The sequence below is a fragment of the Luminiphilus sp. nBUS_07 genome, from assembly GCF_051201685.1.
Taxonomy (GTDB): Bacteria; Pseudomonadota; Gammaproteobacteria; order Pseudomonadales; family Halieaceae; genus Luminiphilus.
This window is the reverse complement of record NZ_CP179213.1, coordinates 140,269-161,166: the sequence shown is the minus strand read 5'-3', so window position 1 is coordinate 161,166 and position 20,898 is coordinate 140,269. Positions and strand designations below refer to the sequence as shown.

Annotated in this window: 19 protein-coding genes; 10 read left to right on the top strand and 9 right to left on the bottom strand. The window is 53.1% G+C overall.

Translation table 11 applies throughout. The features are described 5' to 3' along the window. Window positions 1-2: 2 nt before the first annotated feature. The 3 genes from ACMAZB_RS00770 to ACMAZB_RS00760 all read right to left on the bottom strand — a co-directional run bounded on the left by ACMAZB_RS00770 (window position 3) and on the right by ACMAZB_RS00760 (window position 2,624). Window positions 3-1,145, bottom strand: coding sequence for a Re/Si-specific NAD(P)(+) transhydrogenase subunit alpha (locus ACMAZB_RS00770; RefSeq protein WP_435218740.1), 1,143 nt, complete (start codon window positions 1,143-1,145; stop codon window positions 3-5). Between the two features lie 115 nt (window positions 1,146-1,260). Beyond that, window positions 1,261-1,911: a ChrR family anti-sigma-E factor gene (locus tag ACMAZB_RS00765; protein ID WP_435218738.1), complete on the bottom strand. Its 651-nt coding sequence runs from the start codon at window positions 1,909-1,911 to the stop codon at window positions 1,261-1,263. Between the two features lie 89 nt (window positions 1,912-2,000). Further along, entirely contained in the window at window positions 2,001-2,624 is a 624-nt protein-coding gene (locus ACMAZB_RS00760; protein WP_435218736.1) for a sigma-70 family RNA polymerase sigma factor, read from the bottom strand. Window positions 2,625-2,759: 135 nt separating this feature from the next. Between ACMAZB_RS00760 and ACMAZB_RS00755 the strand changes: the two genes are divergently transcribed. From ACMAZB_RS00755 to ACMAZB_RS00735, 5 genes are read left to right on the top strand one after another with little or no spacing between them, the layout of a single operon-like run. Beyond that, window positions 2,760-4,025, top strand: a complete 1,266-nt coding sequence (locus ACMAZB_RS00755; RefSeq protein ID WP_435218734.1) for an NAD(P)/FAD-dependent oxidoreductase — start codon at window positions 2,760-2,762, stop codon at window positions 4,023-4,025. Continuing rightward, entirely contained in the window at window positions 4,022-4,765 is a 744-nt protein-coding gene (locus tag ACMAZB_RS00750; protein WP_435218732.1) for a DUF1365 domain-containing protein, read from the top strand. The genes ACMAZB_RS00755 and ACMAZB_RS00750 overlap by 4 nt, the downstream gene beginning before the upstream one ends. Before the next feature lie 41 nt (window positions 4,766-4,806). Further along, on the top strand, window positions 4,807-6,063 hold the full coding sequence (locus tag ACMAZB_RS00745) for a class I SAM-dependent methyltransferase (RefSeq protein WP_435218730.1): 1,257 nt from the start codon (window positions 4,807-4,809) through the stop codon (window positions 6,061-6,063). Window positions 6,064-6,066: 3 nt separating this feature from the next. Then, complete coding sequence (gene nhaC, locus ACMAZB_RS00740; RefSeq protein WP_435218728.1) at window positions 6,067-7,491, top strand: Na+/H+ antiporter NhaC; 1,425 nt, start codon at window positions 6,067-6,069, stop codon at window positions 7,489-7,491. Next, a complete protein-coding gene (locus tag ACMAZB_RS00735) occupies window positions 7,488-7,931 on the top strand; it encodes an acyl-CoA thioesterase (RefSeq protein ID WP_435218726.1) in 444 nt (147 codons plus the stop codon). The genes nhaC and ACMAZB_RS00735 overlap by 4 nt, the downstream gene beginning before the upstream one ends. Before the next feature lie 5 nt (window positions 7,932-7,936). Here ACMAZB_RS00735 and epmA read toward each other — a convergent pair whose 3' ends face one another. From epmA to serB, 3 genes are all read right to left on the bottom strand, one after another. Next, window positions 7,937-8,887, bottom strand: a complete 951-nt coding sequence (gene epmA, locus ACMAZB_RS00730; protein ID WP_435218724.1) for an EF-P lysine aminoacylase EpmA — start codon at window positions 8,885-8,887, stop codon at window positions 7,937-7,939. Between the two features lie 9 nt (window positions 8,888-8,896). After that, entirely contained in the window at window positions 8,897-9,469 is a 573-nt protein-coding gene (efp, locus tag ACMAZB_RS00725) for an elongation factor P (protein WP_435213581.1), read from the bottom strand. A gap of 62 nt (window positions 9,470-9,531) precedes the next feature. Further along, on the bottom strand, window positions 9,532-10,452 hold the full coding sequence (gene serB, locus ACMAZB_RS00720) for a phosphoserine phosphatase SerB (RefSeq protein WP_435218722.1): 921 nt from the start codon (window positions 10,450-10,452) through the stop codon (window positions 9,532-9,534). Between the two features lie 79 nt (window positions 10,453-10,531). Between serB and ACMAZB_RS00715 the strand changes: the two genes are divergently transcribed. Further along, on the top strand, window positions 10,532-11,791 hold the full coding sequence (locus ACMAZB_RS00715) for a hypothetical protein (RefSeq protein ID WP_435218720.1): 1,260 nt from the start codon (window positions 10,532-10,534) through the stop codon (window positions 11,789-11,791). A 9-nt stretch (window positions 11,792-11,800) separates the two neighbouring features. Here ACMAZB_RS00715 and parC read toward each other — a convergent pair whose 3' ends face one another. Next, window positions 11,801-14,059: a DNA topoisomerase IV subunit A gene (parC, locus tag ACMAZB_RS00710; RefSeq protein ID WP_435218718.1), complete on the bottom strand. Its 2,259-nt coding sequence runs from the start codon at window positions 14,057-14,059 to the stop codon at window positions 11,801-11,803. Between the two features lie 40 nt (window positions 14,060-14,099). Further along, on the bottom strand, window positions 14,100-14,912 hold the full coding sequence (locus ACMAZB_RS00705; protein ID WP_435218716.1) for a cyclic nucleotide-binding domain-containing protein: 813 nt from the start codon (window positions 14,910-14,912) through the stop codon (window positions 14,100-14,102). A gap of 100 nt (window positions 14,913-15,012) precedes the next feature. Here ACMAZB_RS00705 and ACMAZB_RS00700 point away from each other — a divergent pair, with 100 nt between their 5' ends. Further along, on the top strand, window positions 15,013-15,465 hold the full coding sequence (locus tag ACMAZB_RS00700) for a GNAT family N-acetyltransferase (protein ID WP_435218714.1): 453 nt from the start codon (window positions 15,013-15,015) through the stop codon (window positions 15,463-15,465). Between the two features lie 55 nt (window positions 15,466-15,520). On the opposite strand, the gene typA is transcribed toward ACMAZB_RS00700, so the two are convergent. Continuing rightward, a complete protein-coding gene (gene typA / locus ACMAZB_RS00695) occupies window positions 15,521-17,338 on the bottom strand; it encodes a translational GTPase TypA (RefSeq protein ID WP_435218712.1) in 1,818 nt (605 codons plus the stop codon). 392 nt (window positions 17,339-17,730) lie between these two features. Between typA and glnA the strand changes: the two genes are divergently transcribed. The 3 genes from glnA (at window position 17,731) to glnL (ending at window position 20,895) form a co-directional block, all read left to right on the top strand. Then, on the top strand, window positions 17,731-19,137 hold the full coding sequence (gene glnA, locus ACMAZB_RS00690; protein WP_435213568.1) for a glutamate--ammonia ligase: 1,407 nt from the start codon (window positions 17,731-17,733) through the stop codon (window positions 19,135-19,137). Window positions 19,138-19,273: 136 nt separating this feature from the next. Further along, window positions 19,274-19,813, top strand: a complete 540-nt coding sequence (locus tag ACMAZB_RS00685; protein WP_435218710.1) for a DUF4124 domain-containing protein — start codon at window positions 19,274-19,276, stop codon at window positions 19,811-19,813. After that, the gene (gene glnL / locus ACMAZB_RS00680) at window positions 19,810-20,895 is read left to right on the top strand and encodes a nitrogen regulation protein NR(II) (protein ID WP_435218708.1); all 1,086 of its coding nucleotides are present in this window, start codon (window positions 19,810-19,812) and stop codon (window positions 20,893-20,895) included. Before ACMAZB_RS00685 ends, glnL begins: the two co-directional genes overlap by 4 nt. Window positions 20,896-20,898: the final 3 nt, after the last annotated feature.

Sequence of the window (20,898 nt, the reverse complement as noted above, 5' to 3'; positions counted from 1 at the left end):
GATCAGCTGGCTCCTTCGATGATGTCTTTAATAGTAGGGTGCACAACCGCACCAGCGTGGGTAATAACACAGCCTGGCAGAATGTCGTTTTCCATATCTAAAACGAACGCTCCGGTCTCTTTGTCCCAGGTGTCTTCTACAAGATTAAACATATTGCTGGCGTACATTTGCGTCGCGTCACGTGCCACCAAATTCGCTAAATTGCCGGTTCCTACGATGGTCACGCCACCCACATCCACAACTTCATCAGGCACTGAACCTTCAACATTACCGCCGGTCTCAGCCGCCATATCAACCACCACAGATCCGGGCGCCATGCCCGCGACCATATCGGCCGTCACAAGGACCGGTGGCTTTCGCCCAAAGACCTGTGCTGTCGTAATGACCACATCAGAGTCTGCAATCACGGCCTTTTGGGCTTGCCGTTGAATTTCTACCTGCTCGGGTGTGAGCTCTCGTGCATAGCCATCTGCAGTTTGACCCGTATCGCCTAGGTCAATCTCAAGAAACTTCCCTCCCAATGACTGGACCTGTTCCGCAACTACTGGTCGGGTGTCAAAGGCGGTGACGCGCGCACCGAGACGCTTGGCAGTTGCAATGGCTTGTAAGCCCGCCACTCCAGCGCCAATAATGAACACCTTAGAGGGCTTCAAAGTGCCCGCCGGGGTCATCATCATTGGAAAAATTCTGGGTAGCCGCGTCGCGGCTAACATCACCGCCATGTAGCCCGCAAGGTTGGCCTGCGAACTTAAGGCATCCATTTTTTGTGAGCGCGTTGACCTAGGAATCATCTCCATGCTGACCGCAGTTATGCTCTTCGCCGCAAATTCGCGTATCAGCGCGTGCTCATTAAAGGGGTCAAGATACGACACATGAATGCACCCTGACTTGAGCTTCGCAATTTCTTCTAGCTCGGGTTTACGCAAACGCAGCACCATGTCAGCACTGCCGAGCAGGGCGTCCCGATCTGTCACCACTGACGCGCCTTCTGCTGCGTAAGCATCATCACTGAAGCCAGCACCGGCACCTGCACCACTTTCTATAGCTAGATCGGCTCCAAGTCGAACCAGTTTCTTGACTGTGTCCGGAGTGACAGACGCGCGGTTTTCACCGGGGTGCGTCTCACGGGGTATCGCTAGTCGCATAGTGTCTTAACCTAATATTTTTGTGTTTAGAGGCGCGAGAGTGTACACAATGTGAATATTCACGTCTCGCAGAAGTTAGGCGCACTTAATCCGGGCTCTGTGCCCAAAATCGTACCTAACTGGCGCGGAGTTTGAGGAAAGGATTAAGCCAACGATGCTGCCAGCTGGTGAAGCGCAGGGGCGCGTCTAGCACTGTCAAGCAAATACAATCTTCGCCATCTAGGGCAACAGGAGCGTGGGTGTCATCACCGCTCCTAAAAATGAAGTCCCCTGGATGATAGCTGTCTCTGCCATCGCTAAATCCGCCTTCGAGGACGAGAGTCATCTCACTACCGCCATGGGTGTGCTCGGGAATGCGGCCGCCCGCCGCTATGCGCAGCAATGCAAACTCATAGCTTTTGTCGCCGGTAGACAGATAACTGACGCTTAAAGCGCGGGTAACTCGCTTCCAAACCAATTGGCCAAAGTCTTTGTTTATCAGTCTCTGCAGCAACCCGGGAAGCTCTGACGCCTCGGTCTGACCGCTGTAAGTTAGCGGAGCAGGGTCTTCCAGGCGGGATAACACGGTGTCTAAAAGAGCCTCTGACACCGCCACGGGTTCGAGCCGCTCCAGCATGGCTCCACCCACGGTCTGGAGTTGGTCATGTGTGCGCCGACATCGCTCGCAGTAAGATAAATGTGCCGCCACGCAGGCAGCCTGAGCAACCGGCAGACTACCTGCCGCGTGCTCCATGAGAAAATCGTTAGAAGGATGATGCTTTGCCATAACTGTGCTGCCCTTAGTACCCCGACTTTGGTGAGCGCGGGATACCTACTGATTGTTTCAGGGAGTTACGCCCCAGCTGCACAATCGGTTTACTGCCTGTCCATTTGTACCTGAAGTTTTTGTATGGCAAGCCTTACCCGGGACTTCACTGTGCCCAGCGGCAAATCGAGCTCGGCTGCCGCCTCGGAGTGCGATTTACCCTCCATGTACACCTTGGCCAAAATTTGCGCCTGATCTGGGGGCAACTGTCCCATTAAATCTTTGATGCGATCTGAGCCGCGTCGGGTATGAAGTACCGTAAAGGGCTCTTCTCCCTCGAGTTCGATGTTGAGGTCGTCTGCAGCCAGAGGCGTGTCAAACTTTTGCAGCCGGCGAAACATGTCGGTACGGCAATTCCTGGCAATTGTATAAATCCAAGTGCTGGCAGCCGCTTTTTCTGGGTTGAAACCGCTCGCCTTTTGCCAAACCTTGAGCATAACTTCTTGAACAAGCTCGTCGGCATGTGCAGCGGATAGGCTCGATCCGGCTAGCGCAAACGCTTTGATCAGTGGTGCGAAGTGCCGGAAAAACCGAGTGAAAGACGCTCTATCACTGCTCTTACCAATCAATACTAGGCATTCGCTCCACTCATCGGTACGCCGTCCAGTCGGCACAGCCCACTTATTGGAACTGCGACCCGTTTCTGTCTCGCCATCATTTTTGTTTTCGACCATGCCGCACCGTAAAACCTGTGAAATTCTACCGGCCAGCATACACGAAGCTGCAACCATCACAACCACGCTGATCCGCGCCCCTACCAAAGACGTAATCTCTACACGAATATTCTTAAGACTGTGGGTGACACGCTGGTGAAGGTTGCAATAATCGGGTCAGGCATTTCCGGCTTGGGCTGCGCGCACCGGCTGGCGGCTCTTAGGCATAATGTCGCTGTTTTTGAGGCGTCCGATCGCATTGGGGGCCACACCGCCACTTACGATGTGAAGCTGGGCGCAAGACGCTACGCCATAGACACCGGTTTTATCGTCTACAACGATCACACCTACCCCAATTTCATCGAACTTCTTGAAAGCTTGGGAGTTGCCACTCGCGCCACGGCCATGGGCTTTTCAGTCTCGGATGATACAACCGGGCTTGAATACGCCGGCAACAACCTAAACACCCTGTTTGCGCAGCGGCGTAACTTGGTCTCTCCCAAATTCCTCTCCATGGTGAGAGATATCTTGAGGTTTAATAAGGAATCAGTCGCCGATTTAGATGCCGGGCTACTAGCTACAGGCGAGTCCCTAGGTTGCTATCTCGAGAGGCGGCGCTACAGCGAGGCTTTTTGTAAAGACTACTTGCTGGCGATGACCTCCGCCATCTGGTCCGCTGATTTCTCAGACGCCCGAGATTTTCCAGTCGAGTTTTTTATCCGATTTTTTCGAAATCATGGCCTTCTTCAGGTTGCTAACCGACCCCAGTGGCGAGTGATAGAAGGCGGCAGCCGCGAGTACATTCCACCACTTACCTTCGGCTTTGAAGACCGGATCTTCCTCAATCATCCCGTTCAACGCGTTGAACGAATTCCGGGAAGAGGCGTACAGCTGCAGTTTAAAAACGGTTTAAGGCGCCAGTTTGATCAGGTTGTAATTGCCACCCACTCGGATCAAGCTCTCGCCATGCTGGCCGACCCATCGGCCAAAGAGCAGGCGATTCTTGGAGCCATACCCTACCGTGATAACGATGTTGTTCTGCATACTGACGATCGGGTTCTCCCCAGAAATCGTAAAACGTGGTCAAGTTGGAACTATCGCATGCGGCCAGGTAATGACAGGGCGGTGGTGACTTACAATATGAACATTTTGCAGGGAATCGAAGCGCCGGAGACATTCTGCGTAACCCTAAACGACACAGATTCCATCAACCCAGCCCGAATTCTCGGTCGGTTTAACTATGCCCATCCCCAATTCACCGTGGCTGGCGTGGAGGCGCAAGGGCGCTGGGAGGAGATCAATGGCGTTAACAATACTTGGTTCTGCGGCGCTTACTGGCGAAATGGCTTTCATGAAGACGGTCTAGTCAGTGGTCTCAGGGTCGCCGAGGCCTTGGCTGAGACGGATTCAATGGCCGCATGATCTCCAAGCTATATCGTGGCACGTTGTTTCACTGCCGCCACAGCCCCAAGCAACACCGTTTTTCATACAAAGTATTTATGCCTCTAATACAGCTAGATGCGTTACCCGCGTTGACAGACAACATACCTTTTTGGTCAGCGAGACGCTGGGCGCCCGCTGCGTTTCGACGGGAGGACTTCCTGGGTGACGCTCAAACCCCCCTCATTGAGGCCGTAACAAACTGCATCACTCTTGAGTGTGGTCCTCAGAACCTAGGCCCCATTTTTTTGCTGGCGAACTGGCGCTACTTCGGTATTCAGGCTAACCCTATCGCGTGCTATTTCTGCTACGCCCCCGACGGCCAAACACTGCGGTATATCGTTGCCGAGGTGACCAATACCCCTTGGGATGAACGTCAAAGCTACGTCATTCCCGTGGAGCACTCTCAGGGTAAAGTACACACCGAGTTTCAAAAGACCTTGCATGTCTCTCCTTTCAACCCTATGAACATGAAGTACCGCTGGTCAAGCAGCGCCCCGGGTGATCAGCTGGCCATCAAGCTAAGTGCGTTAGAGGGGACTGAAAAGGTTTTTGATGCCACGCTTTCTTTAGAAGCCCGTCCATTCACGGCGACCCATCTGAACTGGGCGCTTTGGGGGCTGCCATTTATGACACTTAAGGTCATTGCCGCTATTTATTGGCAAGCACTGAAACTTTGGGTAAAAGGGGTGCCGTTTCACCCTCATCCGAACCGGGGATAACCCCGTAATTTTGCTGAAGAGAACCATCGAGGTAACACCCAATGTCTGAATCCAGTGTGCGAAACATTGTAAAGCTGCCCACTCTCAGCCGAGCTGCTAAACCCCAATTAGCCAGAGAGCTGCTGCTGCGCCTGTTTCGAAATATTCGCGTCGGCACGCTGACTCTGCACGACGGCGATGAGGTATTTGCCCTCGGCAATGATGACCGCCCCGAGGCACCCCATGCGCACGTTGATATTCATGACAACAGAACTTATTGGCGCATTCTTACGGGGGGGACAATAGCCTCCGGTGAGGCCTACATTGATGGCGAGTGGAGTAGCCGAGACCTGACTGAAGTGACACGCTTGTTCAGTGCCAACATGGAAACAATGATGGCAATGAAAGATAAGCAAAGCTGGATTATGCAATTAGGGTTAAAGCTTGCCCATTTTGGCAAACGAAACACGGAAACAGGGTCGAAAGAAAATATTGCCGCACATTACGATCTGGGTAATGATTTTTTTGAACTATTCCTAGATCCCACCATGATGTATTCGTCCGCGGCTTACCCCAATGCATCGGCAACTCTCGATGAAGCCGCGGTGCACAAACTCGACCTGATTTGCCAGTCATTGGAGTTAAAACCCGATGATGAGTTGATCGAGATAGGCACCGGGTGGGGTGGCATGGCCATGCATGCGGCCCAGCACTATGGCTGTAATGTCACCACAACGACAATATCTCAAGAGCAATATGAACACACCCTGCAAGCCGTGAAAGCTAGGGGTCTGGAAAATCAAATTACCGTGCTTTGCCAAGACTACCGTCAGCTCGAGGGCACCTTCGATAAACTCGTGTCCATTGAAATGATCGAAGCGGTGGGACATGAATTCTACGAGAGCTATTTCCGCTGCGTTAGTAAGCTGTTAAAGCCAACCGGCAAAGCGGTCATTCAGGCCATTACCATTCCCGATCAGCGCTATGACTTTGCCAGACAGTCCGTTGACTACATCAAGCGTTATATTTTTCCCGGAGGCTGCTTGCCGTCGTTAAGAGTTATTAGCGAAAACTTAGCCAACCACACTGACTTGCAAATCACCCAGCTACGCGACATCACCCTAGACTACGCACGCACCCTCGAAGCATGGCACCATAGCTTTTTGGAGCAAACTGAAAAGGTGAAAGAAATGGGCTTTGATGACCGGTTTATTCGTATGTGGCGGTTCTATCTCAGCTACTGTGAGGGCGGGTTCCGCGAGAGAATCATCGGCACCTTTCAAATCACCATGGCAAAACCCGGCTACCGTCCGGAATAGGCCATGCTACTTTCCCTTGTGCCCATTTTACTGCTGGTGGGTATGCTGGCAGGCGCAGTACAACTCTTTGGTTCAGATGCATCCTACGGGCCCAATCAAATCGTTCTTGTTATTGCCACGGGTATTGCAGCTCTCGTAGGGCTGCGCCGTGGCCTTCACTGGCCAGATATTCAAAAAGCGCTAACTGACGGCATCCAGGTGGGTCTCGGGCCCATCCTTATTTTACTTGCTGTGGGTGCTCTCATCGGTAGTTGGATCCTAGCGGGTACGGTACCGGCCATGATTTATCACGGCGTCGCACTGCTCGATCCCGCGATCTTTTATGCCGCATCTGCCGTCATCTGTGCGCTAGCGTCGATAAGTATCGGCAGCTCTTGGACAGTGGCTGGAACCCTAGGCATTGGCCTTATTGGTATCGCTGAGAGCTTTGGCCTCTCGAGCGCGATGACCGCAGGGGCGATCATCTCTGGCGCCTATTTCGGCGATAAACTGTCACCGCTGTCAGACACGACAAACCTGGCAGCAGCCTGTGCCGGTGTCGATTTGTTTCAACACATTCGCCATATGCTTTGGACCACGGTACCCGCATTTGCCGTGGCCCTTGCCTTTTTTCTACTGATGAACAGCGAGCAGGCCACTCGCCCACCCGAGGATATCGCTCAACTTCGAACCGCTCTTGCAGCTGAATTCGATGTGGCTTGGTACAGCCTTTTACCCCTCTTAGGCATGCTAGTGCTTATTTTTTTACGAGTGCCGGCCTACCCCGCGATATTGCTGTCCACCGCCATCGGCATTGTTTTTGCGTTACTGGTTCAGCCTGAAGCCGTTCGCCGTTTTGGTGAAAGCCTCGACAGCAATGGACCTGCACCTATTTTGAGGGGGTTATGGACTGTATTGTTCGCCGGCTATACCGGCAGCAGCACGGATCCATCGCTCAATGAGCTGCTGAGCAAAGGGGGTATGGCGAGCATGCTCAACACGGTTTGGCTCATCGTCACTGCCCTCTCTTTTGGCGGTGTTCTTGAGCGAACAGGTATTTTGGCGCACTTATTAGAGGCAGCACTTAAAAGGGTGCGCAATACGGGAGACTTAGTACTGGCCACAGTGACCGGAGGTGTTGTCACCAACGTCCTCGCAGCCGATCAATTTTTAGCTATTGCCTTACCCGGACGCATGTTTACGGTAGCCTATGACCAGCGTGGCCTGAGTCGACTCAACCTGTCTCGGTCCCTCGAAGACTCTGCCACATTGACATCGGTGCTCATCCCCTGGAATACCTGCGGCGCCTACATGAGTGCCACCCTTGGCGTTTTGACCCTAGAATATTTGCCCTTCGCTGTCTTTAATTATGTATGCCCGCTGATTGCCATTGCTCTTGGCTACCTGATGATTGCGCAAAAGCCTGCCGATAAGGCAGCGCCAGCATGACCGTGCTCGATTGGGACTACCCCGCCCCACACGTTTACCCTGTGACAGTCAGCTCCGAGGATATCGATGCGCTATCCCACACCAATAACGGCGTGTACGTGTATTGGTGCGAGCAAGCCGCTTGGTCTCACACTCGCGACCTTGGACTCGGCGAAAATCAGTATCGAGCGCTGAATCGCGCAATGGCACTCACGCAGGCGGAATACCAGTATCTTCGCGCGACCCATGAAAGCGATGAACTTCAAGTCGGCACTTGGATAACCCGATGGGACCGAAAGTTGACTATGGAACGCCAGTTTCAAATCATTGATGTCAATAACGGAAAAACTGTGTTGCGCGCCAAACATCAGTTCGTCTGTATTGAAATCTCCACGGGCAAACCCCGTCGCCCGCCTCAGGAGTTCGTAGATCGATACGGGCCTGTGGTGCTTAGCCTTTAAAGCCCTTAACTGCGTGACCACGCAAAGCTCAAGACGGCATCTAAATCTTGCGCTCCCGTCTTTAATGCCAGTAATCGATCGACGCCCAAAGCGACACCTGCACAAGAGGGCAGGCCCGCCGATAGAGCCTCAAGCAACTGCTCGTCAGGACTGCGACTCCTTTGGCCACGCGTTTGGCGCAAGCTGTTATCTGCGGCAAACCGCGCTCTGAGATCGGCGGCATCACCGCACTCCCAATAGCCATTGGCCAACTCGATACCATCCACATAGCATTCAAAACGAGCCCCACAGGGCTCTCCCATCACATCTATAATCTGTCGTGCCAAGGCGGCCTGAGATTCAGGATAATCAACGACTAAAACAATGCCCCAGCCTGCTATTTCAGGCTCCACGCAATGGCTCATCAACAAATCGAACAAATCATCTCGCTCAAGCTGCGATGGAATTTCCCCCAACCGGCGTGAGGCCAATTGCTCGAGTTCCTCTCTAGGAGCACTGTGAGCACCGGTGCCCAGCACCTCCTGAAACAGCGCTGACCATGACCAAACCTGCCACCCCGGGCGTTCCAGCACAGCCGCAACGAGCTCCCCAACCTCACGCGCCAGTTGATAGTGGTCGATACCCAGTCGGTACCATTCCAGCAACGTGTACTCGGGGTTATGACGAGCTCCCTGCTCCTCCAGCCGAAAGGCCTTACAAATCTGAAAAATATCGCCACTGCCCGCCGCTAACAGGCGTTTCATGGCGTATTCCGGAGAGGTCTGTAAAAACCGCGTTTCTGTGCCGCAGGGAACTTCAAAATTTTCTAAGGCAGGGTCTGACACTCCCGCACGACACAACAGTGGTGTCTCCACCTCCATGATGTGGTGCTGGGCAAAGTAATTTCTGAGATCCGCCAGCAAAGCCGCTCGCTGCCGCTGGACGGCATGATCAGCTCCCGGGCGCCAGATTGTCACTGCTGCCGTTCAGCTCTTACTCGCGCGACTGACGTATTCTCCGGTGCGTGTATCAATCCGGATAGACTCACCCTGTGAGATAAACAAAGGAACGCGTACTACAGCACCTGTAGTCAGGGTAGCCGGCTTGGAGCCGCCCTGAGCAGTATCGCCTTTCAGGCCCGGGTCTGTTTCAGTAATCTCAAGCTCAATAAAGTTGGGCGGGCTCACGGTAATCGGTGCCCCGTTGTATAGGGTGACCTCATACTTTTCCTGCTCTCTCAACCATTTCTGCGTATCCCCCACGGCATCAGCACCGGCAGCATGCTGGTCGTAGCTGACCGGATCCATGAAGTAAAAGAATTCACCATCGGTGTAGGAGTACTCAAGCTCCACATCAAGGACATCGGCGCCCTCAAGAGAGTCGCCAGACTTAAATGTGCGGTCCCATACGCGGCCTGAACGCAAATTACGCAATTTCACGCGGTTAAATGCCTGGCCTTTACCCGGTTTCACAAACTCGTTTTCGAGAATGGAGCAAGGCTCACCATCGAGCATCACTTTTAGACCGGATTTAAATTCGTTGGTAGAAAAATTGGCCATAGGGCGCTCCTTACGTCAGTCGCCGCGAATCATACCGCAGCATTGCTCCGAGTTCAGCGCTCTTAATCACCGAGTTCGCTTCCAGCGCCCAGATAATATAAAACGCCATCGAGACCCGCGTGATTCAGCTGCACATCCACCTGCTTCTGAATGACGGGTTTAGCTGCGTACGCCACCCCGAGTCCAGCCGTCGTCAGCATCGGTAAATCATTGGCGCCGTCACCCACCGCTATAGTGTCAGCGAGATCAATATCTCGCCGCCTTGCAATTTCCACTAACGTTTTACGCTTGTAGTCACCATCAACAATGGGTAGCTGCACTTTTCCCGTCAACACTCCTCGATCGATCTCAAGGCCGTTAGCATGGACCTCATCAAAACCGAACTGCCGCTGTAAATATTGAGCAAACGGTATAAATCCACCCGACAAAATAGCGGTGTAAATGCCTCTGGCGCGCAAAGTTAGGATCAACTCACCAACACCCTCGGTAACAGGCATAGCGTCCAAGATGCCATCGACAACAGCAGCATCCAGGCCCTTGAGCAACGCCACCCGCTCAATAAAGCTTGCTTGGAAATCGAGCTCACCTCGCATGGCACGGTCAGTGATGGCAGCGACTTGCTCACCGACTCCCGCGTACCTTGCAAGCTCATCGATGACCTCGCAACGAATCAACGTCGAGTCCATATCAAAGACCGCGAGGCGATACCGACGCACTCGCGAAGCCACTGTTTGTATCGCCCAGTCCATTGGTGCTTGAACTTCAAGCGCCCTGAGGGATTGTGTCAATGAATTCACATCCACACCCGCGGGCAAGGAGTAAACCCGGGCTGATCGTCGCTCCGCCAGTGATCGAGGTACGGCCAATGCTTTGACGTCGAGCGCCGTTACCGATAATGCCCGTAAGGCTTTATCGACAAGGGCAAAGGCATCGGCCTGACTACTGGTCGAGATAGCGGTCAATGCGTAGAGATTGTCAGTCATAGATTATTCCTTGGGGAGGACAAGCATAGCGCAGACGTGAGGTTTATACTGCGAGTTACTCAAAAGAAGGCCGAAAATAGTGCGCGCACTCACCATCGCTTTCCGCAGCTTACCGCTGCATCAGCAGCTAGCCGCAACCGCGTGTTTGTGCTGTCTCATTTCCAGTCTTGCATTGGTAGCGCTAGCCGCACAGTCCAGCAGTCACAGTCAAGCCAACCTGCAAAGCGAGTATGGGAAAGCTGTGGCCGAACAATTAGCCCGGCGGCTGGGTGTAGAGATGGCGACTGGTGATCGCCTGGGAATCGCCGGCGAGTTAAACAAACTAGCCGAACAGCAAAGTATCGTCGCAGCCAGAGCACTTGACGTCGATAAACGCGAACTTGCCGCGGTTGGGAAGCAACGATCCAGCAGTTTGATCTTTCAGGCCCCAATTATGATTGCCGGGGATCAGGCGGGTATCGCGGAAGTTGCGCTCAACACAGCCGTTCGCGACAGCACCCAGTTTCGATTCGTGCTCAGCCTCTCTGGTCTGGCGATATTGCTAAGCATTGCTGTGTACCTGACCACCCGAACTCTGGCTTTGCGAGTGGGTAAAAACTTACAAGCCGTAGCGGCAGAGCTGGGGGCGGTCGGAGATCCTCAAAAGGTAAGCACTAATGAGATCGAAGCGCTGAGAGAACGGGTTGCAGCACTGCCACTGGATCTATTGAGACCTCCCTCGGAAAAGCAACATGAGGGTAATCAGCACTATGTTGAAACCGCGATCCTTTTCATCCACTTCAGAAGCCTACCCGGTTACTTAGAAACAGTGGACGAAAGACGGTTGCAGCGCTATGTCGCCCACGTACACCGAATGATCTATGGCGCCTCGGGCTTTTATAATGGTGAGCTGCAGGTCGTTCGCCAGTTCGGTATTGCCGTGTGGTTCACCGGTAAACACAAAATTGCCTCTCCCACGGTTCGGGCTGCAAGTTGCGCGTGGCTGATTCAACAGACCGCACCAAAGCTTGAGCAGCAACTCAGATTGTCGGTTGGGTTAGGGCTTGCAGTAGGCGACAGTGAACTTGGACGCGGCGATAGCGAAGACATTTACCCGGGGTTGTATACCCAAGCTGCTGTTGATGAGCTAGAGGCGTTAGCCCGCCAATCGGGGAACGAAATCCACCTGTTCGAATCTTTGGTACAAGACGTCCAGCTGATCAATCGTGTCAGCATCGAAGAGGCTCCAGCCGGGCGCTATCAACTGGGGACATTCGCCGATGGTCATAGGGACCTGCTCGAACGCCAACGCGAAATTTTACTGCGGGCCCTCATCACCAATGATCAGGCCGAAGAATGAGTTCAGACTTCAGTCTGCTCCTACCACGCCCACAGCAACTACCTTCTGAAAACCGTTAGGCAACTTATTGCCACGCCTTCCCCGCTCACCACGATAATGCTCGAGATCACTGAATTTGAGTTTCAAGTGGCGTTTACCCGCAGTAATTTGCAATACATTGCCAGCAACCAAAACGACCGCGCCCACCATTAATTCCTCGCGGGCAGCCGCCCTTGGGGTTGGAATACCAATGATTTTATTTCCCTTGCCGCGGGATAGCTCAGGAAGCTCTGAAAGCGGGAATACCAATAACCGACCTTCATTTGTCACAGCGGCAACCATTGCTGACTCGTCCGCGCTGCCAACACTGCCAGGCTGCAGTACGCCAGCACCCTTGGGCAATGACAAGACCGCTTTGCCCGCCTTATTTTTAGTTTGCAAGTCAGCAAACCGTGCGACAAAACCATAGCCCGCATCACTAGCCAACAGAAAACGGTCTGCATCTACTCCTGTGAGTAAGGCCTCGAAAGTTGCCCCCGATGGAGGGTTTATGCGACCTGTCAATGGCTCACCCTGGCCACGAGCCGAAGGCAACTGGTGGCTGGGTAAACTGTATGACCGACCGGTGGAGTCAAAAACAACGGTGGGTTGGTTGCTTCGTCCTTTGGCCGCTAGTTTAAACGCATCTCCCGATTTATAGCTGAGCGATTCGGGGTCAATATCGTGGCCTTTGGCCGCTCTTATCCAACCCTTTTCAGAGAGAACAATGGTCAGTGGATCCGCCGTGGTCAGCTCCAATTCACTGAAAGCCTTGGCCTCTTCTCGCTCGACAATAGGCGAACGACGCTCATCGCCATGGTCCTTGGCAACGGCCTCCAGTTCTTTTTTAATCAGGGTTTTCAGTCGCGCATCACTGCCCAACGTTTTTTCGAGATCATCACGCTCTTCAGCCAATTCATTTTGCTCGCCGCGAATTTTCATTTCCTCGAGCTTGGCAAGATTGCGCAACTTCAAATCGAGAATGGCGTCGGCCTGTATCTCAGTCAGCGCGAACCGTGCCATGAGCGCGGGGCGAGGCTCGTCTTCCTCACGAACGATGCGAATGACCTCATCAATATTCAAGTAAGCAACGAGGTAGCCCTCAAGAATATGTAGTCTCTTCAAGACTTTTTCTAACCGATGCTCCAAGCGACGGCGCACGGTGGTCCTGCGGAACTCCAACCATTCGAGCAAAATTGTCGCCAACGATTTCACGCCCGGACGACCGTCGATTCCTATCACATTAAGATTGACCCGATAGTTCCGCTCTAGATCGGTAGTCGCAAACAGATGACTCATCAACGCGTCAAGATCAACTCTGTTTGAACGGGGCACTACTACGAATCGTGTTGGATGCTCATGATCAGACTCATCACGGAGGTCGCCAACCATTGGCAGCTTTCTGGCCTGCATTTGGGCGGCAATTTGTTCAAGGACTTTCGATCCAGAGACTTGATGCGGCAAGGCGTAAATCACCACGGCACCATCCTCGATCCGCCAAGCCGCGCGCATTTTAAGGGAGCCCCGACCGGTTTTATACATCGCACTAATTTCAGAGCGAGGCGTTATGATTTCGGCTTCAGTGGGAAAATCAGGGCCTTGAATAATATCACTGAGATCTTCTAGGCCGGCCCGGGGCGCCTCTAACAAACGGATAGTTGCACTAACAACCTCACGGAGGTTGTGCGGTGGGATATCAGTGGCCATCCCCACTGCAATCCCTGTTGTGCCGTTGAGCAACAGGTTCGGGACGCGTGCCGGCAACACCATAGGCTCATCGAGAGTGCCGTCAAAGTTTGGTTGCCAATCAACAGTACCCTGTCCCAACTCAGCCAGGAGAATGTCAGCGTAGTGCGTGAGCCTAGATTCGGTGTAACGCATCGCTGCAAACGACTTAGGGTCGTCGGGTGATCCCCAGTTACCTTGACCATCGATTAAGGGGTAGCGATAGCTGAAGTCCTGAGCCATAAGCACCATGGCTTCATAGGCGGCGCTGTCGCCATGGGGATGAAACTTGCCAATGACATCACCGACGGTACGCGCCGATTTTTTAAATTTAGCCGTAGCTTTCAGACCCAGCTCACTCATCGCATAAACGATACGTCGCTGGACGGGCTTGAGCCCATCCCCGATATTGGGAAGAGCGCGATCAAGAATGACGTACATCGAATAATCGAGGTAAGCCTTTTCGGCATAATCGCGTAACGATAGGGTTTCAGGGCTCGTTGCGCCCATTACCGGATCAGACATTAACTGGAACTCTCAGTATTTAAGTGACTAGGAATAAGTTTTACGGTTCTGACACACGTTGGCGCAATGCCACTACCTCTCCGTTCAGTGCCGTAATAGAGCGCGCCATGTCGACCAACAGGCCCTGCACAGCTTCTGGTCGTGTACGAATAATTTCAAAAAATCGGTCCTTGGGAACGCGCAACACCGAACAGCGTTCTAGAGCAGTTACGGTGGCATTCCTGTGCCCACTAGTCAGTGCCGCCATTGTGCCAAACAGCTCACCCGTGGCTATTCTGGCAACGGGCTGTTCATCTACCAACACCTGCGCAACCCCCGCCACCATTGAAAATACGTCATCAGCGGGGTCTCCCTGCTGAATAATGACCGCGCCTGGGGAATAAACCTCGGTGTCTCCCCTTAGCCCGGTTTGTCGCTGGATACTTAAACCACTCATTCGATACATGAGGGATTGTGTTTGGATGAGTGCCGCGAGCCACAGCCTTTGCCGAGCATCATCTGCACTGATCGCGCGGAGAAACGCCCCCTGCTCCCAGGTTCGGACGGTAGCACCCTCCTCCGAACCAAATTGAAGCGCTGTTACAGTGGCAGGAACTAGGGCGCTGTCGCCAAGCACAAGATCGCCGGGTTCCAACACGCTCACCACAGTTTGTTCATGCATAACGGATACCAAACCCGACTCTACGCAGGCAATGGTGTTATCGGGGAGAGGGGTAAAGTAAACGGAACGACTGGCAGGTAAATCAACCGTACTCGATTCGATATCGAGCCCAGCAAATACGCCAGACAACGATTGTCTTGCCGCCCTGTTGAGGAGGTCGAAATCGTCCTGTACCTGTCCCATGGTCAGCATGATCTGCAGCCCTTTAATTCCTGTTCGACGGAATCCTAACCCGATAAACTACCCATGTCCCCGGAAAGGGCATTCCTTGACCAAAAAAACTGGCCACACTATGTCTAATACCCTTCAGTGGCGTTTTCGCCACTTCAATGTTTTCAGTGCATTAGAGTGGCACGCCATGCTGAACATGCGCAGCCGCATATTCGTTGTTGAGCAACGCTGTCCCTATCAGGATCCCGACGACATAGACCCACACTGTTGGCACCTTGAGGGTTTACTGGACGGGGAGCTCATCGCCAGCTTGAGGATTGCACCCCCAGGGGCAGTTTATGAGGAGGTGTCGATTGGCCGAGTCGCAGTGGCCCCCGACAACAGGGGTCAGTCACTAGGTCGCGAGCTAATGGTTAAAAGCATGGCCTACGCTCAAGACCTGTGGCCTAACCACGGCTTAAGAATTAGCGGTCAAGCGTACCTACAGGAGTTTTATCACGGCTTGGGTTTTACAACCGTAAAAGGCCCCTATCTCGAGGACGATCTACCCCACTTCGAAATGCTGCTCAGCTAGATCGGTCTTACCTGACCGATCTATGGCGCGAGGCCGACAAAAATATGTTCTCGCTTTAGGCTGCGCTGCGAGCTGCGCGCTTACGCTCGTGTTCGAGCAGCAGTTTCTTGCGCAGTCGAATGCTGTCAGGAGTCACTTCGACAAGCTCATCATCCTCAATAAACTCCAAAGCCTGCTCGAGACTATGTCGTACTGGAGACGTCAAAATTAGCGCTTCGTCTGTGCCTGAGGCCCTAACATTGGTCAGTTGCTTGGCTTTCGTCGGGTTAACAACCAAGTCGTTACCACGGCTATGCAGCCCAACAATCTGCCCCTCGTACACGTCCTTGTTGGGATCGACAAAAAGTCGACCTCGGTCCTGCAAGGTGTATAAAGCATAGGCTAGGGTTTTGCCTTTCACCATGGAAACCAGAACGCCGTTTACGCGTCCGCCCAACTCTGCACGTTTAACAGGGCCGTAATGATCAAAGACGTGAGTCATGATACCCGAGCCTGAAGTGAGGGTTAAAAACTGCGAACGAAATCCAATGAGCCCTCTTGCCGGAACAATAAACTCAAGGCGCACGCGTCCGTTACCGTCTATCACCAGGTTTTTCATTTCAGCCCTGCGCAGACCCAACTCCTCCATCACGCCACCCTGATGCTCTGACTCACAGTCAATCACCAGGTTTTCATAGGGCTCACAGAGCTCACCGTCGATTTCTTTTTGAATCACTTCGGGTCTCGAAACACCCAACTCAAAGCCCTCACGGCGCATGCTCTCTATCAGCACTGACAGGTGCAGCTCACCGCGACCAGATACCGAAAACTTGTCTGGAGAATCACCCTCTTCCACGCGCAGAGCCACGTTGTGTATGAGTTCCCGATCGAGACGCTCCCGGATATTACGTGAGGTCACGTACTTGCCTTCGAGTCCTGCAAAGGGCGAGTCATTGACCTGAAAGGTCATGCTGACCGTGGGTTCATCTACCGAGAGAGGCGGCAGTGGCTCTGGGGTATCCGGACTGCACAGCGTGTCAGAAATATTTAATGCCTCAATTCCGGTCACGCAAACGATGTCTCCAGCACCAGCTTCAGTCACTTCAACGCGCTCAAGGCCCTGATAACCCATAACCTGCAGGATTTTTCCGTTACGACTGTCGCCATTGCGATCAATAACAGCAACCTGCGTGTTGGGTGTTACCGAACCTCGGGTGATGCGTCCCACACCAATAACACCGACATAGCTGCTGTAGTCGAGCGCGGAAATTTGTAACTGCAGCGGGCCCGATGTGTCTACCGATGGTGGCGGCACTTTATCGACAATGGTTTGAAACAACGGCGCCATATCGGTGCCCATCGCATCGTGCTCTTCACCTGAGATCCCGTTAAGGGCAGAGGCGTAAATAATAGGGAAGTCGAGCTGCTGCTCGTTGGCACCTAGGGAGTCAAAAAGATCGAAAACTTGGTCAACCACCCAATCAGGCCTGGCACCAGGACGATCGACCTTGTTAATGACCACAATGGGGTTAAGTCCGCGCTCAAATGCTTTGGAGGTCACAAAACGCGTCTGTGGCATGGGTCCGTCTACGGCATCAACCAGCAAAAGGACAGAATCCACCATAGATAGTACCCGCTCCACTTCGCCGCCGAAATCTGCGTGTCCGGGTGTATCCACAATATTGATACGATAATCTTGCCAGCGGATCGCCGTATTCTTGGCAAGAATGGTAATGCCACGTTCTTTTTCCTGGTCGTTGGAATCCATAATCCGCTCGGTCCCTGCCGCTTTCCGGTCAAGGGTGCCGGACTGCTGTAGCAGACAATCCACGAGTGTTGTTTTGCCGTGGTCTACGTGGGCGATGATGGCAATATTTCTCAGCTGGCTGATCACGCGGCGTGTCTCTCCAAGATAAGGGGGGTTGGGCGGCGCGGAGTCTACCAGAGGCTGCCGCACAACTGGTCTGCAATATTACGGTTACTGGCGAAAATAAGATCTGGCGCTGCCGAGGATCATTTGCCCATTTATGGGGCAAAAAATGCGCGATTTTAGTGCGTAGCGCACTTTTATAGTGCGGAGATGCCGATTGCTTGGCATCCAAAAATCCTGCGCTTTAGATTATTTACTATAATTTTCAATGGCTTATATTTTTTTTGGCCGAGAAGACTCCTCTGGCATACACCTTGCACTATCCCACACCGTTGATTCATGGCATGGTGCATGCCCCAATCATCAAGCCTTGGGGCTCGTTAAAGCCCCCATTTAGATATTTCAAGGAGTTAGCCATGTCGGAGCGCACGCTCACCTTAATCAAAGACAATGATATTCGCTGGGTAGACCTGCGTTTCACCGATACCATGGGTAAAGAGCAACACGTCTCTATTCCCGCCACGGAGGTGGACGAGGATTTTTTCGAAGAGGGCAAGATGTTTGACGGCTCATCTATTTCCGGTTGGAAGGGCATCAACGAATCAGACATGATTTTGATGCCTGACGATGGCAGCTCAATTTTAGACCCCTTCACCGATGACGCGACCGTGATTCTCCGGTGCGACATTATTGAGCCAACAACGATGCAAGGCTACGAGCGTGATCCTCGCAGCGTCGCCAAGCGCGCGGAAGCCTACCTCACGTCGACAGGTATCGGCGACACCGCTTTTTTTGGCCCAGAGCCTGAATTTTTTGTCTTCGATGACATTAAGTGGCACTCCGATATTAGTGGTGCCGGGTACAGCATCAATTCAGAAGAGGCGGCCTGGTCATCTTCAGCCCATTACGACGATGGCAACACCGGCCACCGGCCAAAAGTTAAAGGCGGTTACTTCCCTGTACCACCCGTGGACAGCCTCCACGATATACGCGCCGCCATGTGTTCAGCCATGGAGCAGATGGGCCTAGATGTAGAAGTACATCACCACGAAGTGGGCACAGCGGGTCAGTGCGAAATTGGCATCCGCTTCAACACGTTGGTTAAGAAAGCAGACGAAGTGCAGATCCTCAAGTACTGCGTTCACAACGTTGCCCATGCTTATGGCAAAACCGCTACCTTCATGCCCAAGCCTTTAGTCGGTGACAATGGCTCGGGAATGCACGTGCACCAATCGGTTGCCAAAGACGGCGACAACACCTTCGCCGGTGACGGTTACTCGGGGCTTTCCGAAACTGCGCTCTACTATATTGGCGGCATTATTAAGCACGCCAGAGCGCTGAATGCCTTTGCCAATGCGTCTACCAACAGCTACAAGCGACTGGTACCCGGTTTTGAAGCTCCGGTCATGCTGGCTTATTCAGCCCGTAATCGCTCTGCTTCTATCCGCATTCCTTACGAGCCATCACCACGAGGCAAGCGCGTTGAGGTCCGGTTCCCCGACCCTACAGCAAACCCTTATCTAGCCTTCGCTGCCATGCTGATGGCCGGCCTGGACGGCATCCAGAACAAAATTCATCCTGGCGAAGCGGCAGATAAGGACCTTTATGACCTGCCAGCAGAGGAAGCTAAGGCGATTCCAACGGTGGCTTCCAGTCTTGAAGTAGCACTCAACGCTCTCGATGAAGACCGCGACTTCCTAACACGAGGCGAAGTTTTCACCGACGATATGATTGATGCCTACATCGGTCTGAAGCGCGAGGAGATTCAGCGTCTCGACATGACAACTCACCCCGTTGAGTTTGACATGTACTACTCGCTTTAAAGTGCTCGAGAGTCCTTACGCCTGATTGGGGCGTGAGGGCTCTAAATTCTCTGATGCCGTAACCGGCATTCACGCTCTGGTTCAAAACGACCAATCAGTGCAAGCTGTTCTTGGGACAACCCTTGGAGCCGGATCAATGATCAAAATTGCCAAAGGATTAGGTGTCGCAACCATTGCGATTTCAGCGCTCAACACCCTGCCCCTTCAGGCAGAAATCTATAAATACACCGACAAAAATGGTAAATCTGTGTTCAGCGACAGGCCTCCAGCAGAAAGCCAGTCAGGCATAATCCAAGAAGTTGAGCTCAATCCTACCAACCTCTCAGAACCGCCCCCGAACATTCCAAAACCTATCAGGGAGCCCAGAGGCCCTGAGGCTCTGGTAACGTACTCCACCATCATCACAAGTCCTAGCGAGGGCACAACCGTGCCTATGGGTCCCGGAGATTTTGGCGTGACCGCCCAATTCTCTCCCCCTCTGGAGGTTGACGAGTTCGCGCTCCTGGAAATCGATGGAGCAGCAATAGGTCAACCGCAGAAGGGTAATAGCTGGCAGCTTCGAAATGTTTATCGAGGGGAGCACCAAGTCACGATTAAGCGTCAGAACACGGAAGGGGAAGTGTTGGATGTATCGGCTCCGGTAACTGTTTATGTACTCAGGCCGTCCATAAGGTGAGCTCTATCAGTCAGTACAAGCAGGGTGCACCTCAAGTCGCCGCTCAGGATCAGATACTCGAAGCCCTGGCGACAGCCGTGATTATGCTCGATACCGAACTACGCATCGTTAGCTTGAATCCCGCCAGTGAAACCTTGCTACAGGCCTCCAGTGAACGCACGCGAGGCGTACATTTTGATCGCCTGGTCAGCCTGAATCAGGACTGGCAAAACCTTCTTACCCAAGTACAAAGTGAAAATTTCCCCACGGTGAAACGTGAGATGCCGCTGTTACTTCACAGCGGCGCTCAGTACTGCGTAGACCTCATTATCAGCCCCCTGCAAACTGCCGGTGGCAACCCGAGCCTTCTGTTAGAGCTCCACCCCGTAGACCGGCTCAATGCCATCAGTGAAGACGCACAACTTAGAGAAGCACAGGCCTCTATGCGCCAAGTCATCAAAGGTTTGGCCCACGAAGTAAAAAACCCACTGGGGGGCATTCGAGGAGCGGCTCAACTGCTGGCGCGGGAGTTAGGTGACGGGAAGCTCACAGAATACACCGACGTCATTATGGAAGAGGTGGATCGCTTACGCACCTTGGTAGACCGGATGCTCGGCCCAAGAGAGCGGCTGTTAACCCGCTTCATGAATATCCATGAAGTTCTTGAGCGCGTCAGGCAACTTACAGAAGCCGAATCTGGCGGCAAGGTTGTTATCGAACGGGACTACGATCCATCGCTGCCTGAATTCAAGGCAGACCCCGACCAACTGACCCAAGTCATATTAAACATCACGCGCAACGCCAGCCAAGCCATGTCGGGTCAAGGCACGATAACGCTTCGAAGTCGTGCCAAGCGCCAATATACCCTGGGTGGTAAACGCCACAAGTTGGTGTGTTGCCTAGACATTGTCGACGCAGGTCCGGGCATCCCCAGTGACCAATTGCACCAATTATTCCTACCGATGGTGACATCTAGCACCAAGGGCAATGGGCTGGGTTTATCGATCGCCCAGATGATCGCCAACAGACATGGTGGCCTTATCCAGTGCGAGAGCGAACCCGGCCATACCTGTTTTACCGTTTTATTACCGATGGAGACTTGAGAC

Coding starts and splice junctions, on each gene's coding strand:
- ACMAZB_RS00770 (WP_435218740.1), bottom strand. CDS start 1,145: ATGCGACTAGCGATACCCCGTGAGACGCACCCCGGTGAAAACCGCGCG.
- ACMAZB_RS00765 (WP_435218738.1), bottom strand. CDS start 1,911: ATGGCAAAGCATCATCCTTCTAACGATTTTCTCATGGAGCACGCGGCA.
- ACMAZB_RS00760 (WP_435218736.1), bottom strand. CDS start 2,624: ATGGTCGAAAACAAAAATGATGGCGAGACAGAAACGGGTCGCAGTTCC.
- ACMAZB_RS00750 (WP_435218732.1), top strand. CDS start 4,022: ATGATCTCCAAGCTATATCGTGGCACGTTGTTTCACTGCCGCCACAGC.
- ACMAZB_RS00745 (WP_435218730.1), top strand. CDS start 4,807: ATGTCTGAATCCAGTGTGCGAAACATTGTAAAGCTGCCCACTCTCAGC.
- nhaC (WP_435218728.1), top strand. CDS start 6,067: ATGCTACTTTCCCTTGTGCCCATTTTACTGCTGGTGGGTATGCTGGCA.
- ACMAZB_RS00735 (WP_435218726.1), top strand. CDS start 7,488: ATGACCGTGCTCGATTGGGACTACCCCGCCCCACACGTTTACCCTGTG.
- efp (WP_435213581.1), bottom strand. CDS start 9,469: ATGGCCAATTTTTCTACCAACGAATTTAAATCCGGTCTAAAAGTGATG.
- serB (WP_435218722.1), bottom strand. CDS start 10,452: ATGACTGACAATCTCTACGCATTGACCGCTATCTCGACCAGTAGTCAG.
- parC (WP_435218718.1), bottom strand. CDS start 14,059: ATGTCTGATCCGGTAATGGGCGCAACGAGCCCTGAAACCCTATCGTTA.
- ACMAZB_RS00705 (WP_435218716.1), bottom strand. CDS start 14,912: ATGCTGACCATGGGACAGGTACAGGACGATTTCGACCTCCTCAACAGG.
- ACMAZB_RS00700 (WP_435218714.1), top strand. CDS start 15,013: ATGTCTAATACCCTTCAGTGGCGTTTTCGCCACTTCAATGTTTTCAGT.
- glnA (WP_435213568.1), top strand. CDS start 17,731: ATGTCGGAGCGCACGCTCACCTTAATCAAAGACAATGATATTCGCTGG.
- ACMAZB_RS00685 (WP_435218710.1), top strand. CDS start 19,274: ATGATCAAAATTGCCAAAGGATTAGGTGTCGCAACCATTGCGATTTCA.